Here is a 15817-nt window from a genome sequence, read left to right as displayed (position 1 = left end):
ACCATAACCAAGTTTTAATTAAACCAATTGTCCAGTTGGAACAAAATAATCTTTTAAAATAAAATTTGCAATAACCGGAATAAATAAACTTCCATTCTCAACAATATGAATCAATTGATTTTCAAGAGTCAGTGTCACTTTACGGACACCTTCTTCTTCACCTAAATTAATCTCTTTGATTTGATTCGATTTAACGATGCAGCTATAACCGTGTTCAAATACCGACTTCTGTTGAATATGAATTTGATCTTCCACTAATTTCAACTCCACGTAACAATATCTTAACCCTTCACTATCTATCACTTCAATAATACCTCTCATATTATCTCTCCTCACATATCATTCTGTTAATTTTATCTTACAGTATGAAATGCTTCCCAGGTCAAGAGATATCTTTTCTGTTTCTCCTATGTATTTTTTTACATAAAAAAGAGGAGACTTTGGTTTCCCAAAATCTCCTCTTTAAATTTATTTAATTAACTATTCCGCCTTGTTTAACAAAGCCTTCCTAGCTTTTAAAAAAATTATTTAACTGTTACAGAAGCTCCAACTTCTTCTAATTGAGTTTTAAGAGCTTCAGCGTCATCTTTAGATACGCCTTCTTTGATTGGTGCAGGAGCGCCATCAACTAGTCCTTTAGCTTCTTTCAAGCCAAGGCCTGTAGCTTCACGAACAACTTTGATAACTTTAATTTTTTGGTCTCCAGCAGCAGTTAATTCTACTGTGAATTCTGATTGCTCTTCAGCAGCAGGACCAGCAGCGCCAGCAGCAGCTACAGGAGCAGCAGCAGTTACGCCAAATTCTTCTTCGATTGCTTTTACTAAATCGTTTAATTCTAATACTGTTGATACTTTCAAATCAGCAATGATTTGTTCAATGTTTAATGCCATTGTTATGTTCCTCCATTAGTGGTTATATTTTTTTGTTTTTTGATTAACTTGCAAGTAAGAATAAGGGCTTAAAATTAAGCAACTTCTTCTTCTTTTTGTTCTGCAACTGCTTTGATAATAAGAGCAGTATTTCTGACTGGAGCTTGTAGTACTGATAATAGCATTGAAAGTAAACCTTCGCGATTTGGTAGTTTCGCAAGTGCTTCGATTTCTTCTTTAGAAGAAACTTTTCCTTCAATAATACCACCTTTAATTTCTAAAGCTTCTGCTTTTTCAGCGAAGTCATTGATAATTTTTGCAGGTGCGATAACATCTTCATTACTGAACGCTACTGCTGTAGGTCCTTTGAAAACATCACCTAAACCTGGTAGGTTAGCTGCTTCAGCCGCGCGACTTAAAATTGAGTTTTTAATAACTTTCATTTCAACGCCTGCTTCACGTAATTGTTTACGTAACTCAGTGACTTGGTCAACTGTTAAACCACGGTAATCAACGATAACAACTGATGCTGCATCAGTAAATTTTACTGTTACATCTTCAACGATTGCTTGTTTTTTAGCGATAGCTGCTTGACTCATGTTAGAATTTCACCTCCTGGTAGATTGTCTGGAACTCGTGATTCAGAAATTAGATTGTTCCTTTATATAAAGTGTAGGTCGATTGTTTATTTCCTTACAACAAGTGTAGCTCTATACTCAATCTTCTTACAAGATTTAACAAGGGGACAACTCTCATTTCATTCGTCTTGTGCTTTTCATCATCTATTCTGTCTCGCAAAGCGAGCCAATCATAGTGATTCAAAGCAAAAAGCCCCATGTCACCTTAGACATAGAGGGATAGTTGTATGCTTTCACATATATTCATCCTCGGCAGGTATTTTAAGGCTTACGCCACCTACTGTCTTCGGTAATATTTATTAACCTAAATGATTGTACCAAGTACAATCATTTAGGTCAAGCTATTTTTTAATTAAAATGAACCTTGGTCAACTTTTACGCCAGGACCAAAAGTTGTTGTAACTGTAATATTTTTGATGTATTGTCCTTTAGCAGAAGACGGTTTAACTTTCAACATTGTATCGTTGATTGTTTTAAAGTTTTCTACTAATTTAGCATCATCAAATGATACTTTACCGATTGGAGCTTGTACGTTACCAGCTTTATCAACGCGGTAAGTTACTTTACCTGCTTTGATTTCGTTAATAGCTTTAGTAACATCCATAGTTACAGTACCAGTTTTAGGGTTAGGCATTAAACCTTTAGGTCCTAACACACGTCCAAGACGACCAACTTCTGCCATCATGTCAGGTGTAGCAACGATAACGTCGAAATCGAACCATCCACCACTGATTTTTTGTACAAGATCAGATTCACCTACGTAATCTGCGCCTGCAGCTTCTGCTTCTTTAGCTTTATCGCCTTTAGCGAATACTAATACACGTTGAGTTTTACCTGTTCCGTTTGGAAGAACAACTGCACCACGAATTTGTTGGTCAGCTTTCTTAGGGTCAACACCAAGTCTATAAGCGACTTCTACTGTTGCATCAAATTTAGCAAAATCAATTGATTTTACTAAAGCAACTGCTTCTTCTACTGAATAAGCTTTTGTAACATCAACTTGCTTCGCAGCAGTTTGATATTGTTTGCTTTTTTTAGCCATGTTCTTTTTCCTCCTTGATTGTGGTTATAACGGTTTTACCTCCCACTTAATCCTCATATCTAATTTATTAGTCTATGAGCGATACTGAGAAGCCTGGTTGAAGATTAGTCCTCGATTGTGATACCCATGCTTCGTGCAGTACCTTCGACCATACGCATTGCAGATTCAACAGATGCAGCGTTTAAGTCGGGCATTTTTGTTTCAGCGATTTCTCTAACTTTATCGCGTTTAACTGTCGCAACTTTTTTAGTATTTGGTTCACCAGAACCAGATTCAATACCAGCAGCTTTTTTAAGTAAAACAGCAGCAGGTGGTGTTTTTGTAATAAATGTAAATGAACGATCTTCATATACAGAGATTACTACTGGAATAATTAGTCCAGCTTGGTCAGCAGTACGTGCATTAAATTCTTTACAGAATCCCATGATATTTACTTGTGCTTGACCTAATGCAGGGCCTACCGGTGGAGCTGGATTTGCTTTACCTGCAGGGATTTGCAATTTAACTAACTTAACAACTTTTTTAGCCACGAGACATACCTCCTTGATTGAGTCCGTGATGTGGTTAATGGGGTTAATATTTCCCCTCCCACTTTCTTACATACGTTAAAACGTACCTAAACAATATAGCAGATTCTATCTAACTTTGCAATCTTTTTTCCAAAAACAAAAAATAACCATCTACTATACACTCTTGGCAAGTGAGTAGATGGTCATTACCATTTTATTTACTAGCTACCGTCTTTTGAACGGCTCTACTTTAAAAGAAACCATGTTAACGCATGGTTTCTTTTTCACTTTGAGTATACCATACTTTCCTCACTTCATTCAATATAAAGTGTAACCCAACAGTATTCCATTTCAAAACTGAATACATCTTAGTCTTCTTTCCATAAAAATTGGGTCACAGCTTGGTCAACTGCTTGATTTTCATGCAATAAACTATGTGCAGCTTTTAAACCTGTAAAGGTCATTTCACGATAATCCGCGACCTTCCCTTCAAATATAAATCGAGCTGATAAGGCACTAGCCACCGATACCGACCCATCACTTTTTGTACCATCTTCCTTATCTCCAGCAATAGACAACACAGCTAAATCAACTGGTAGATTATCACGTAAGTTCATGAAATTCTGATACCGCTCTGTTGCCATTAAAGGACCTTCGTCTGTCAAATCAAAATCTGTTACACCATCTGTCCCAATTTCTAATCCATTGATTGGCGCTCCAATCAAAACAAGCTTATCCAGGCTAGGGTAACTTACATCCTGCCCAAATTTAGTTATATAATTTGTCAAACTAACGCCACCCATAGAATGACCAACAGCATTTAGCGTTTCGATACCGTAATTGGTTTTCAATGATTGAAAGAGCTCCTGTAACCACCAACTTTGGTTTTCTTCAGTGCTTTTATTGTCGCTAAACAGTACTTGAATCAAGGGGTTTTTAGCCTTGGAGTCATACTCCCCTTCATAATGAATGCTTGCATCAGGATCAATCGTTGCAACAAGAGATGGGGTACCTTCCTTATCTTGACTAAATCGTTTAATCATCCCTCCAAAAGAACCTTTTCCACCACTGTAACCATGAACAAAAATAGTTGGAACATTCAACATTGGCTCAGATTCAGCCGATGGACTAGCAGAATCTGCAGAGCTTGCGGTGTCTTTTTCTACTATACTTTTTTTAGCTGGTAGTGTCGGCTGATTTTTTGGTGGACTGAACCAAAAGTAAGCACCGCCGATTAAGACGACTAAAAGAATCAAACCCACGAGACTAAGAACTATTTTTTTCATCAACTTCCCTCCTATACGAAATATATAGAAAAAAGAGACGTGAGCATAACCCACAATCTCTTTTATTTTATAGTTTTATTCTATAATGTGTCGATTTGTTCGAAATCAAGCTCTGTACTTGTTTCGCGACCAAACATTTCTACATTTACTTTAAGCTTCGCACGTTCATTATCAATCTCAGTGATTTTACCAGTTAAACCGCTAAATGCACCTTCAATAATCGTAACTGTATCGCCAACTTCGAAGTCGATTTCTTGATGACGAGTACTGATTCCTAAACGACGTAAAATAACTTCAATCTCTTCATTTAACAAAGGAGCAGGCTTGCTTCCAGCGCCATGAGAGCCAACAAACCCGGTTACACCAGGTGTATTACGTACAACATACCAAGAATCATCTGCCATAATCATTTCAACTAAAACATATCCAGGGAATGTTTTTTTCATATTTACTTTTTCTTTACCATTTTTTGTTTCAGTTTCTTCTTCTTCAGGAACAACTACACGAAAAATGTAATCTTCCATTCCCATACTATTTGAACGTGATTCAATATTTTGCTTTACTTTATTTTCATAGCCAGAATATGTGTGTAATACATACCATTGTTTTTCGCTCTCGATCTGTTCCACGCTTAACACTCCTAATTTTTATTTTGAATACAAAAAAACCTTCATTCCTAAAAAGAAGGTTTCTATTGCGTTTGATTTACATCTTAGTATACCATTATTGGTCATAATTCGCCAATTAAAAATCATTAAATTATTTAATAAATAAACCTAAAAGAGACGTAATCCCGAAATCAACAATCATAAAGAAGATTACAAAGAAAAATACTGTTCCAAAAACGGTCATAGTATATTTTCTTAACTCTTTACCTGTTGGCCAAGTTACTTGTTTCATTTCGCTTTTAACGCCACTAAAGAATTTGCCCATCTTGTTTCCCTTCTTTCTTTGTATTTCTTATTTCGTTTCACGATGTAATGTATGTTGGTTACAATATTTACAAAATTTCTTTATCTCTAAACGTTCAGTGCGATTGCCTTCATTTACTTTTTTGGCATAGTTTCTTGATCCACAAACTGAACATGCTAATGCTGTTTTTTTACTACTCATCTTTTCACCGTACTTTCTTTTGTGCAGACGATTATCATCTTATTTAATTTAACATCCCTTTGTTTCCCTGTCAAATTGTATTTCCATTAAATATGAGTATTCTTTTATAAACATGTTATTTAAAATAGCAAACTAATCAGCATTAAGCAAACCAAAGCACCGTTAATTAAAATTAAATTCTTAATTGATAGTACAAACGTTTCTGTTTTGACTTGTTTTTGATTAAAAATAGATAAGTTTTTTGAAACTGGAAATAGTGTTAGTAAAACTGCAAGCATAATTGGATGATATATCTTTAGTACAACCGCCAGAACAACTGCCACGTATGATAAATAAATCAATACATTAAATAGTTGAATTCCTCTTTTACGTCCGATATAAAAAACTAATGTATAGCGGTGGTTGACAATATCTTCATCTAAATCACATAGATTATTCGCCAACATAATATTAGCTATAGTAAAGATTGAAGGAATTGAAACCAATAAAATCACTAAAATCTGTAAATAATTTCCAACTAAAGCAAATTGATAATTTGGAAGAAACTGTAAATTTAACAAAGTGCCTGAAGCTAAATTGACATAGACAGCAATAAAAAATATTCCAAATCCCATTGTGACACCTGAAAATAGTTCCCCAACAGGCATTCGTGAAATCGGCACCGGTCCATACGTATAAAAAATACCAATAAAGAAACAGGCTCCGCCCATAAACAACACTAAAATATCTGTTCTAAAAACTAACCATAGTCCTAAAGCCGCTGCAATAACTAGCATTGTCAAAATTATAGCACGGACTAATTTTTCTGGTATTTTTTCTTGCCCAATAATATTGACTTGATCTTTATAACCCTCATCTTTTGCTTTCAAAAAATCCATAAAATTATTGATTGCAGTTGTCGTCATGTCAAAAATTAACATTGCTGCGAAAAATAAAAGTGTATTGCCTAAGTTAAATTCTTTAAAATATAAAGCCGCAAATAAGGCTCCCAGTAAGAAAGGAAACAAACTGGCTAATTTCGTTTGTATTTCAACCAATTTAAGAAAGGTTTTAATCGACATGTGTTCCTCTCCTTAATAAAAAGTTTGTTGAGCCGGATAACTCCGGAAGAAAAATAGGAAATTCCAAGAAAAGTAGCTCTTTACTTTTTTGGGAATTTATCTTTTTTCCGAGGAGCTGGCTCATAAGAACCGACTTTATTTCAACGTTTCATTTTTTTCAAGAGTATAATCTTTGGAAGTCAGTTTAAAGGTATCTTTCAAGCCTTTTGAAATATACACTTTGTTTTCTTTCGTAACAAAAATTGCTTCAACCCCGTCTATATCATCAATAAATTCAAGTCCACCTTTCACACCTTTTGAAAAGACTGCAGTAGATAGACCATCTCCAGCAATTGACTTATCAGATACAATCGTCACACCTGCAATATCATTATCAAATGGATAACCTGTTTTCCCATTCATTAGATGATCGTATTTAATACCCGTATCTGGGTCTTCATAAAAACGCTCATAAATACCTGAGGTCACAATTGAACGATTGCTTTCAGGAATACTTCCGATAGTAGTACCACGAGTTTGATTTGGGTCTTGGATTCCAACATTCCAGTCTGCACCCTCACGTCGTGGGCTCGTTCCCATTACGAATATATTCCCACCTAAATCAATAATAGCTGTATCGACATCATTATCTTTTAACACAATTGCCACTTCATCCGTAATATATCCTTTGGCAATTGCTCCTAAATCTAATTGCATACCTTTTTCACTTAAGTAAACCGTTTGTTTTTCATCATCAAAAATCACCTTATGGTAGTCTACTAGGGGCAACACAGCATCAATTTCTGCTTGGCTAGGTTTACGGGCATCAGGAAATCCAATACGCCATAGATCAGTCACTGCACCAATTGCCATGTCAAATCCACCTTCAGAAGTTTTACTGTAATGTTGAGCTTCCTTTAGAAGATAGTACATATCATCAGTAACTTCCACTGGTTTCACGCCAGCATTATCATTAATAGCATCGATTTCAGAACCTTTTTCATTTACAGTAATTTTAGCTGCTAGTTCTTTAATCCGATCAAAAGCTTTTTCTAAAACTGCTTCTTTGCCTTCATTATAAATACTGACCTTAACAACCGTTCCCATTAAGAATTGTGTATCAGAATAAGGTTCTTTAATTGTGTTTGTTGTTGAATCTTTTTTAGAAGTTTCTTTTCCATCAGTGCCATTGCTACAACCTACTGCCACAAAAGCGAGTAAAAAAATCAATCCCACTGTTATTTTTTTCTTATTTGCTACTTTCATCTGTTTAGCTCCTTTGTATCAAAACTGAAATAATTAATAGTTTATTGTAAATCGAGAAGAATAATTCACGAAAGATCAGACTAAATTTTATCTTTATTTATTATAGTGCCCGCGAATTTATTTTACAAGTAAAGGTGTGGAGAAAAATGTCCTGTTCTAACATTTCTAAAATCAATAAAGAAAGAGGCTCGGGATTTCCACCCCAGCCTCATTTCTAATTGTTTTTCAGTTCCGTTAAATAAATTATTTAACTTCTTCCATTACAATATTGTCTACTTCAATTTTAGCAGTATCGCCTTTTTGAGCAGCATTGATTAATTGAGCAGCCCATAATTTGAAGGCTTCTGATGAATGTGTAGCTCCTGAAACAACTTCAACAGCACCAGCATCTTGTTTTTCAACTAATGCTTTGTTTAATGTTGGGAAGAAGTCAGCTGGACCAACGCCGGCAGTTTTCTTCATCATTTCTTGGTATTCTTTATTTTCTGATTTGATTTCACCTTTATCGTTTGTTCCATCGTAGTTAGATTTAGTAATCTTTCCACCTTCAACAGTCATTTCAAATGTTTCAGTCCAACCGTTTGATGCATTTTTAGTTGCTAATGAATACGTACCATCTTGTAAATCAGCTGTATTCGCAATTTCAATTGTTTCTTGGTTGCCAGCTTGTGCTGCTTGAACTAATTGTTGTGCATAATTTCTAAATGCTTCTGATGAATGTGTAGCTCCTGAAACAACTTCAACGTCCGCTGCATTTTGTGCTGCGACTAAAGCTTCATTTAACTCAGGGATAAACATTGCTGGACCAGTTTTTGTTTTAGCTTCCATTGCTTTTTGGTATTCTTTATCGTCAGACTTTTTATCGCCTTTTTCATTTATATAGTTATAGTCAGATTCTGTGATTTTGCCATCTTTAACAGTCATTGCAAATTCAACTTTCCAACCTTTATCGTCGTAATCTTTTTCTACAAGTTTGTAAGTACCATCTTTAAGTTCGCCACCTGCAACTTGTTTCATTTCTTTAGTTTCTTCTTTTGAAGAGCTATCTTTAGCTACTTCGCTTGATGCTGCACTACTTTCTGAAGAACTATCTTTTTTATCTTCGTTACCACCACATGCTGCCAACACAACTGTTGAAGCAAATACTAATGATGCAACTGACATCGCTTTTTTGAATTTCATAATAAAATTCCCACCTTATCCTTTTTTAGTCTGTCCAGCTCATATCCACTCCACGTTTGTAAATAAATTCACAAAGATAAGTTGAACATCTAAGTATATAATAACCATTTTATTTCGATTTGTCTATCTTTTTCACAAATTTTAAAGTAAGAAAATCATGAGAAAATGAGAAGTGTATATTTTCTGATTCAGTTGTTATTAAATAATTCTCATTTTTCAACAAAACACTTGGTTATGGATAGACTTTTCGCTTCATTTCTTGTATAATCAATAAGGTTGTGAACCTTTTAACTATAAATCTTATAGTTGCACTTATTTTATCATATTATATTTATTGGAAAAGGAGAGAAAAAAATGACTGGAAAGAATATTGTTGTTATCGGCGCTGGTTATGCTGGAGTTGCAGCAACTAAAAAACTAGCAAAGAAATACAAAAAAAATAAGGACGTTACAATTACTTTAATTGATCGTCATTCTTATCACACAATGATGACTGAACTACACGAAATTGCAGGCGCTCGTGTTGAGCCTACCGCAGTTCAATATGATTTACAAAGATTATTCTGTCGTTTGAAAAATGTTAATTTAGTGACAGATAATGTAACAAATGTGGATCATGATACTAAAACAGTTACCACAGAACACGGTAGCTATAGCTACGATTACCTTGTTTTAGGTATGGGTGGCGAACCAAATGATTTTGGTACTCCTGGCGTTAAAGAATTCGGATTTACTTTATGGTCATGGGAAGATGCAATGAAATTACGTGGGCACATTGAAGAAACGGTTGCTAAAGCAGCTAAAGTTCGTGATGCCGCTAAACGTAAAGCAATGCTAACATTTACTGTTTGTGGTTCTGGTTTTACTGGGATTGAAATGGTTGGTGAATTATTGGAATGGAAAGACCGCTTAGCAAAAGACAATAAAATTTCTGCTGACGAAATTTCTTTAATTGTTGTTGAAGCTGCTCCAACAATCTTAAATATGTTAGATCGTAACGACGCTGGTAAAGCAGAACGTTATATGACTAAAAAAGGCATTAAAATATTAACGGATGCACCAATTGTTGAAGTTAAAGAAGATCATATCGTTTTAAAATCTGGCGAAACAATTCCAACAAGTACATTAATTTGGACTGCTGGTGTTAAAGCAAATTCTGATACTGCTGAATTCGGTATGGAAGCTGCTCGTGCTGGACGTCTTGTAGCAAACCAATATATGGAAGCTAAAGATTTAGAAAACGTTTATGTGATTGGCGATTTAGTTTACTTTGAAGAGTTTGAAAATACACCAACTCCTCAAATCGTTCAAGCTGCTGAATGTACAGCACACACTGCTGCTGCTAACTTAATTGCAGATATTGAGGGAACTGAAAAACACGCTTATAAAGGAAACTACCAAGGTTTCATGGTTTCTATCGGTTCGCGTTACGGTGTTGCTTGCCTATTCAATAAAATTCACTTAAGTGGTTTCTTAGCTATCTTAATGAAACATATTGTTAACTTGAAATATTTCTTTGATATTCGTTCTGGATATTATGCATTCCAATACATTATGCATGAATTCTTCCACATTAAAGACAATCGTAATATTTTCCGTGGTCACTTGTCACGTTACGGTAACGTATTATGGAGTGTTCCACTTCGTATCTTCTATGGTAGCATGTGGCTCCTTGAAGCTGGTAAGAAAACCTTCGGCTGGTTCGGCGGAGAATCTTGGTTTACAGATTCTGTAAAACTTCCATTTGCTTGGTTACAAGCAGAAACTACTTCTGGTGCTTCTGAAGCAGTTGAACAAGTTAAAGAAGTTGCAAAACCTATCTTTGGATTTAGTTATGCTTATGGCGAAGAACCTATGATGGTCTTCGATAAAGCACCTAAATGGTTTGAATGGTTGATGGAAAAAATGTTGCCAACAGCTGATGTTGCTTTGTTCTTCCAAAAAGCTATGACAATTATTGAATTATTAATTGCACTTGCAATTATCGCTGGTTTATTCACTTGGTTGGCTAACGCTGCAACAATTGCTTTAGTTGTAAGTTTTGCTTTATCAGGAATGTTCTACTGGGTAAATATTTGGTTTATCTTTGCCGCATTAGCATTAATGAATGGTTCTGGACGTGCCTTTGGTTTAGATTACTATGTTATCCCTTGGGTACAAAAAGTTGCCGGAAAATGGTGGTATGGTACACCTAAATCTCTATACGGTGATAAATAAATCATTTAATTAATGGTTAAGGCAGTTACTTGACTGCCTTAACCATTCTTTTTTTTAATAAAATCAATATCTTACATATTTGAAGAGTTATCGCCTAATTCCAATGGGAAACTATTGCTAAATAGCCCCATCTTTCTTATACTTAGCTATATGCATTTAATAACAGCTTCCCCTTTAAAATAGCCATTACTATAGGAGTGATATATAAATGAAAACAAAGTTTAAAGCACTAATTCCTTATTTTAAAATGATACGTCGTTGGGATATTATTATTATTTTAGTCCTGACCATCGGCTCTTTTCTACCCTTAGGTCTTTTTTACCTGAACCAAGCTACAGCTGAGACAGATTCTCCAAGTGGGGAACGACAATTGATTGCACATATTTCAGCAGATGGCAAAGAAGTTAAACAAATTGTATTAACTGGACATACCGGTACCGATACTTATCGTTACGAAGATGAAGATGGTGATTTCAATTTATTAGAAATCAAAGATGAAACCATTCGGATGATTGATGCTGATTGTAATGATTTAGTTTGTGTACGAAGTTTCGGAGCCATTTCAAAACCTGGCGAAACAATTTTGTGTTTGCCTCACAAATTAATTGTCGAAGTTCGTTCTACTGATGGAATTAACGATGGCGGAATGGTTTCCTTTGGTGGACTCGATACCCTCTTAGCAAATAAGTAACTAGACTTCTATTTTAACTTGATAAATTACACGTAAAGGACAGACCTTCTATGACCAAAAATCAAAAATTAGTTTATATAGCTTTATTGGCAGCCCAAGGGGTTGTGATTGGTTTAATCGAACGAAGCATTCCTTTCCCCTTTGCTTTTGCACCTGGTGCTAAATTAGGTTTGGCCAATTTAATTACTATTATCGCTATCTTCACCTTACCCTTTAAAGATAGTTTTACAGTTGTTTGGATGCGCCTATTGTTAACAACCTTACTAGGTGGGACCTTGTCAACTTTCTTATATAGTTGCGCAGGTGCGTTACTAAGCTACTTTGGGATGTTGATTGTTAAACAATTAGGACCAAAACGGGTCAGTATTATTGGGATTAGCGCTACAGGCGGTATTCTTCATAATATTGGTCAATTGGCTGTCGCCAGTTGGATTGCTCAAACGTGGACCGTCATGCTTTATTTACCAGTGCTATCCTTTATGGGGATTTTAGCAGGTGTGGCTATTGGAATTGCTGCAAATTACTTATTAGAACATGTTGAGACTTTACGAAACTTTCGTGCTGTCTACGGTCGTTTTGACCAACAAACGAAAGGAGAACACAAATGAAGATTCATCCTATGTGGGACACTTATCCAGAACTGCAGATGGAGCTGGAAAAAACCGTTGAACTCATCGAAAAAAATATTAAAATTCGCAATAAAGAAATCGAAGCTACAATCTTGGCTTTAATCCATTCTGGCGGAAAGCTTTTACGACCTGCCTATTCTTTATTGTTTTCACGTTTCGGACCGGATCAAGATGCTGAAAAAGCTCGTGCTGTTGCTGCTGCTTTAGAAATCTTACACATGGCAACCTTAATCCACGACGATATTGTTGATGATTCGCCTATGCGCCGAGGAACGCCAACCATTCAAGCAAAATACAGTAAGGATGTCGCTGTTTACGCCGGTGATTACTTATTTACCGTTTGTTTTAAATTATTAGCTCGTTATTCAAGTTCTCTTGAAAGTATTCAAATTGACACTCGTGGCATGGAACGAATCTTAATGGGTGAGCTAGATCAAATGCATCTACGTTATAATCAAAAAATCACAATACGCCAATATTTGACTCAAATTTCAGGTAAAACAGCGCAGTTATTCGCTCTTAGCTGTTATTCTGGTGCTTTAGAAAGTGGCACATCTGAAAAATTTGCGCGTTCATGCTACCATATTGGGAATCATATTGGAATGGCATTTCAAATTATGGACGATATTCTTGATTATTCTCAAGACGCAAATATATTTGGAAAACCTGTTTTAGAAGATGTTCGGCAAGGCGTTTATAGTGCACCTTTAATATTCGCTCTTCGCAAATATCCTGAAAAATTTAAACCGTATTTAGATAAAAAAGATCAAATGACAAATGACGATACTCAAATCGTTCATAAATTAGTTCTTGATTTAGGTGGCTTGGCCGCTGCACAAGAGTTAGCAGAAAAATATACCACCAAAGCTTTAAAAGAATTAACTAAATTACCTGAAACTCCTGAAAAAGCTATTATTATTCAATTAACTCGTTCTTTACTAACTCGTTATGATTAAAAAGAGAGAATAAGCTACATATTTCGTAGCTTATTCTCTCTTTTTAACTTTTGGGGATCCCAACCAAAATCCGACATTTTTGAAAGACAGGAAATCAATGAAGCATCTTTAAGAAGAAATTGGGGTTTGAAATAGAATGATTTATATTTGTTTTTAGTCATTCATCGCTATGTCCTTTTGAAAAACAAACTCATTTATTATTTTTATATGTTTGTTATTCACGAGCTTTTGTTTATGTAAGTTTATCAACTAATATCATTTCTATGGAAATTAAAAAAGGTCTTAGCCTCGTTCGAGATACGTTTATCCATGGTTCAGGATGATTTTATCAACGAGTTAATTATTTATGCTACAGTAAACTTGTTACTAAATACTTTATAAGGAGTGTATGTACATGAAAAGCGTTAAAGAACTAAATAAAAAAGAAATGCAACAAATTAATGGTGGAGCTATCTCTTATGGCAATGGTGTTTATTGTAACAAAGAGAAATGTTGGGTAAACAAGGCAGAAAACAAACAAGCTATTACTGGAATAGTTATCGGTGGATGGGCTTCTAGTTTAGCAGGAATGGGACATTAAAGAGGTATCTAGTTATGATAAAAGATGAAAAAATAAATAAAATCTATGCTTTAGTTAAGAGCGCACTTGATAATACGGATGTTAAGAATGATAAAAAACTTTCTTTACTTCTTATGAGAATACAAGAAACATCAATTAATGGAGAACTATTTTACGATTATAAAAAAGAATTACAGCCAGCTATTAGTATGTACTCTATTCAACATAACTTTCGGGTTCCTGACGATCTAGTAAAACTGTTAGCATTAGTTCAAACACCTAAAGCTTGGTCAGGGTTTTAACTTTAGTTCCAGATGAGTTAAAATCCTAAAAAATAAGGAATAATGGTAAATCAGCATTCCTTATTTTTATAGTCATCACACTATAACTTTACTTAAAGATGTTCGATGGCTATTTATAGAAATACTTTATGCAAAAATCCTATTGATATCTAACAATTTATCTGTTTTCCAAGATTTCAACATTTCTAAATAATTTAAGTATTATATCAAGAAAAGCTAAGCAAATCGATTGATTAGCTTAGCTTTTTTAGTTTTTATCACGTTACTAGATTAATTCGAATTGGAAAGTTCTGTCACCAGATTTAGTCATTAAATTTTGTTCGGCATCGACTAAGAGCGTTTTTAACTGATTGAATACTCTTATCATAATAAGTTGCAATTTCTTCGATTTCATAGCCTTTTGTATGTGCTAAAAGGACTTGTTTTTCATATAGACTAAGTAATTGATAATATCGATGTTCACCTTCTCGAGCCAATAAAAGTGCCTCAGGTGTCGCATCTTTTTGAGGTGCATATAAGTAATTTTCACTGGAGTTCGTCTCACGAACTTCATCTAGTGATCCTAAAAATTTATTGCCTTTACGCTTTATTGCATTTTGACGCCGAATTAAATTAAAATAAAATTGCTGCAATTTCATTTTATACAAGTTTCCAAAACTCATGCCTTTTTCAACTTGATGTTCATGAATCACTTGAAAAAATAAAATGCGAGCTTCTTGCATGATATCATCCTGATCATAATCAATGACATTATATTTTCTAGAAATTTTTAAGGTTAAAAATCGATAACGCTGAAATAATTGTTCGAAAAATTCAGTATCCCCACCCTTAATTCCCTTGATTAATTCCGCATCCGGTACTTTCTTTTTTTCTTCATTTGTCATCCCAACACTCCTTTGTATAACGCTTACATACTCTTTTAAATAAACAATAAAATTTAAAAGTTATAAATTTCTATTGTCTTTTTTTTCAGAAAGTTGACTTAACAGCTGCTCTAAATCTACTAATTGCTCCAAATCCCATGGTGAATTACGTCTAATCGTTTGGGAATGGAATTTTTCAGTTTCCATTTTGATGCTTTTATTCGATTCTTTCAAATCTTTGTAGAGCTCATTTGCAGATTTACGCAGTGCTCCCCTAGAGAAAACAAGCCACTGTTCGGCTAAATCGCTAGTTGCTACTGTCACTTGGGTTAATCGATTGTTTTTCTCTGATACTATCCGTTCAATAAAACTATCCGCAGTTTCTCCTTCTTTGGTAAAGATAACTGTGACTGTATATCTTTGATAGGACTTTTGAATACCAGGAACGAGTTGTGCATCAAATACTACCCAAATTTCAATTCCCTCATAACGCTGATAATTTGATAACTGATGCAACAGACTGTCCCTAGCATCTTCCATTTGATCTTGGTCTTTCAGTTTAACCAATTCTGGCCAAGCACCAATCATATTATATCCATCGATGATTAAAAGATCTTTTTTCATAGTATTTGATTCACCCCTTCCCTCTTACTAT

Annotated in this window: 20 protein-coding genes and 1 other annotated feature; of the genes, 6 read left to right on the top strand and 14 right to left on the bottom strand. The window is 34.8% G+C overall.

Annotated features, from left to right (window positions below; all coding sequences use genetic code 11):
- Nucleotides 1-18 precede the first annotated feature (18 nt).
- The 12 genes from MHI00_RS01005 to pplA all read right to left on the bottom strand — a co-directional run bounded on the left by MHI00_RS01005 (nucleotide 19) and on the right by pplA (nucleotide 8945).
- Nucleotides 19-321 carry a hypothetical protein gene (locus MHI00_RS01005; protein WP_010052022.1) on the bottom strand — a complete coding sequence of 101 codons (303 nt, stop codon included), beginning with the start codon at nucleotides 319-321 and terminating at the stop codon, nucleotides 19-21.
- A gap of 203 nt (nucleotides 322-524) precedes the next feature.
- Nucleotides 525-890 carry a 50S ribosomal protein L7/L12 gene (rplL, locus tag MHI00_RS01000; protein ID WP_010052021.1) on the bottom strand — a complete coding sequence of 122 codons (366 nt, stop codon included), beginning with the start codon at nucleotides 888-890 and terminating at the stop codon, nucleotides 525-527.
- A 74-nt stretch (nucleotides 891-964) separates the two neighbouring features.
- Nucleotides 965-1468 (bottom strand): 50S ribosomal protein L10, encoded by a 504-nt coding sequence (gene rplJ / locus MHI00_RS00995; RefSeq protein ID WP_010052019.1) that lies wholly within the window; start codon nucleotides 1466-1468, stop codon nucleotides 965-967.
- A gap of 216 nt (nucleotides 1469-1684) precedes the next feature.
- Nucleotides 1685-1815, bottom strand: a sequence feature (ribosomal protein L10 leader region).
- Between the two features lie 44 nt (nucleotides 1816-1859).
- Nucleotides 1860-2549: a 50S ribosomal protein L1 gene (gene rplA, locus MHI00_RS00990; RefSeq protein ID WP_010052018.1), complete on the bottom strand. Its 690-nt coding sequence runs from the start codon at nucleotides 2547-2549 to the stop codon at nucleotides 1860-1862.
- A gap of 104 nt (nucleotides 2550-2653) precedes the next feature.
- Nucleotides 2654-3079 carry a 50S ribosomal protein L11 gene (gene rplK, locus MHI00_RS00985; RefSeq protein ID WP_010052017.1) on the bottom strand — a complete coding sequence of 142 codons (426 nt, stop codon included), beginning with the start codon at nucleotides 3077-3079 and terminating at the stop codon, nucleotides 2654-2656.
- Between the two features lie 347 nt (nucleotides 3080-3426).
- Entirely contained in the window at nucleotides 3427-4344 is a 918-nt protein-coding gene (locus MHI00_RS00980; protein WP_341110250.1) for an alpha/beta hydrolase, read from the bottom strand.
- 80 nt (nucleotides 4345-4424) lie between these two features.
- Nucleotides 4425-4973: a transcription termination/antitermination protein NusG gene (gene nusG, locus MHI00_RS00975; RefSeq protein ID WP_010052014.1), complete on the bottom strand. Its 549-nt coding sequence runs from the start codon at nucleotides 4971-4973 to the stop codon at nucleotides 4425-4427.
- A 130-nt stretch (nucleotides 4974-5103) separates the two neighbouring features.
- The gene (gene secE, locus MHI00_RS00970) at nucleotides 5104-5277 is read right to left on the bottom strand and encodes a preprotein translocase subunit SecE (RefSeq protein WP_010052013.1); all 174 of its coding nucleotides are present in this window, start codon (nucleotides 5275-5277) and stop codon (nucleotides 5104-5106) included.
- 27 nt (nucleotides 5278-5304) lie between these two features.
- Complete coding sequence (gene rpmG, locus MHI00_RS00965; RefSeq protein ID WP_010052011.1) at nucleotides 5305-5457, bottom strand: 50S ribosomal protein L33; 153 nt, start codon at nucleotides 5455-5457, stop codon at nucleotides 5305-5307.
- A gap of 119 nt (nucleotides 5458-5576) precedes the next feature.
- Nucleotides 5577-6518 (bottom strand): 1,4-dihydroxy-2-naphthoate polyprenyltransferase, encoded by a 942-nt coding sequence (gene menA / locus MHI00_RS00960; RefSeq protein ID WP_187958231.1) that lies wholly within the window; start codon nucleotides 6516-6518, stop codon nucleotides 5577-5579.
- Nucleotides 6519-6653: 135 nt separating this feature from the next.
- Entirely contained in the window at nucleotides 6654-7763 is a 1110-nt protein-coding gene (locus MHI00_RS00955; RefSeq protein WP_016356677.1) for an FAD:protein FMN transferase, read from the bottom strand.
- A 243-nt stretch (nucleotides 7764-8006) separates the two neighbouring features.
- Complete coding sequence (gene pplA / locus MHI00_RS00950) at nucleotides 8007-8945, bottom strand: extracellular electron transfer flavoprotein PplA (RefSeq protein ID WP_010052004.1); 939 nt, start codon at nucleotides 8943-8945, stop codon at nucleotides 8007-8009.
- A gap of 354 nt (nucleotides 8946-9299) precedes the next feature.
- On the opposite strand from pplA, the gene MHI00_RS00945 reads away from it, so the two are divergent.
- The 6 genes from MHI00_RS00945 to MHI00_RS00920 all read left to right on the top strand — a co-directional run bounded on the left by MHI00_RS00945 (nucleotide 9300) and on the right by MHI00_RS00920 (nucleotide 14299).
- Nucleotides 9300-11162, top strand: coding sequence for an FAD-dependent oxidoreductase (locus MHI00_RS00945; protein ID WP_010052003.1), 1863 nt, complete (start codon nucleotides 9300-9302; stop codon nucleotides 11160-11162).
- A gap of 208 nt (nucleotides 11163-11370) precedes the next feature.
- Entirely contained in the window at nucleotides 11371-11853 is a 483-nt protein-coding gene (locus tag MHI00_RS00940; protein WP_010052002.1) for a NusG domain II-containing protein, read from the top strand.
- Between the two features lie 50 nt (nucleotides 11854-11903).
- A complete protein-coding gene (locus tag MHI00_RS00935) occupies nucleotides 11904-12461 on the top strand; it encodes a Gx transporter family protein (protein ID WP_010052001.1) in 558 nt (185 codons plus the stop codon).
- Entirely contained in the window at nucleotides 12458-13438 is a 981-nt protein-coding gene (locus MHI00_RS00930; protein ID WP_010051999.1) for a polyprenyl synthetase family protein, read from the top strand. Before MHI00_RS00935 ends, MHI00_RS00930 begins: the two co-directional genes overlap by 4 nt.
- A 394-nt stretch (nucleotides 13439-13832) precedes the next feature.
- Nucleotides 13833-14018 (top strand): class II bacteriocin, encoded by a 186-nt coding sequence (locus MHI00_RS00925; RefSeq protein WP_010051997.1) that lies wholly within the window; start codon nucleotides 13833-13835, stop codon nucleotides 14016-14018.
- Between the two features lie 14 nt (nucleotides 14019-14032).
- Nucleotides 14033-14299: a carnobacteriocin-BM1 immunity protein gene (locus MHI00_RS00920; protein ID WP_010051996.1), complete on the top strand. Its 267-nt coding sequence runs from the start codon at nucleotides 14033-14035 to the stop codon at nucleotides 14297-14299.
- Nucleotides 14300-14601: 302 nt separating this feature from the next.
- Here MHI00_RS00920 and MHI00_RS00915 read toward each other — a convergent pair whose 3' ends face one another.
- Both MHI00_RS00915 and MHI00_RS00910 read right to left on the bottom strand, forming a co-directional pair.
- Nucleotides 14602-15183 carry an ECF-type sigma factor gene (locus MHI00_RS00915; protein ID WP_056999229.1) on the bottom strand — a complete coding sequence of 194 codons (582 nt, stop codon included), beginning with the start codon at nucleotides 15181-15183 and terminating at the stop codon, nucleotides 14602-14604.
- 60 nt (nucleotides 15184-15243) lie between these two features.
- Nucleotides 15244-15786: an NYN domain-containing protein gene (locus MHI00_RS00910; protein ID WP_332552848.1), complete on the bottom strand. Its 543-nt coding sequence runs from the start codon at nucleotides 15784-15786 to the stop codon at nucleotides 15244-15246.
- Nucleotides 15787-15817 lie beyond the last annotated feature (31 nt).

The sequence above is a fragment of the Carnobacterium sp. FSL E2-0243 genome, assembly GCF_038003605.1.
GTDB classification, from domain to species: Bacteria; Bacillota; Bacilli; order Lactobacillales; family Carnobacteriaceae; genus Carnobacterium; species Carnobacterium maltaromaticum.
This window is presented reverse-complemented; position numbering and strand designations above follow the sequence as displayed.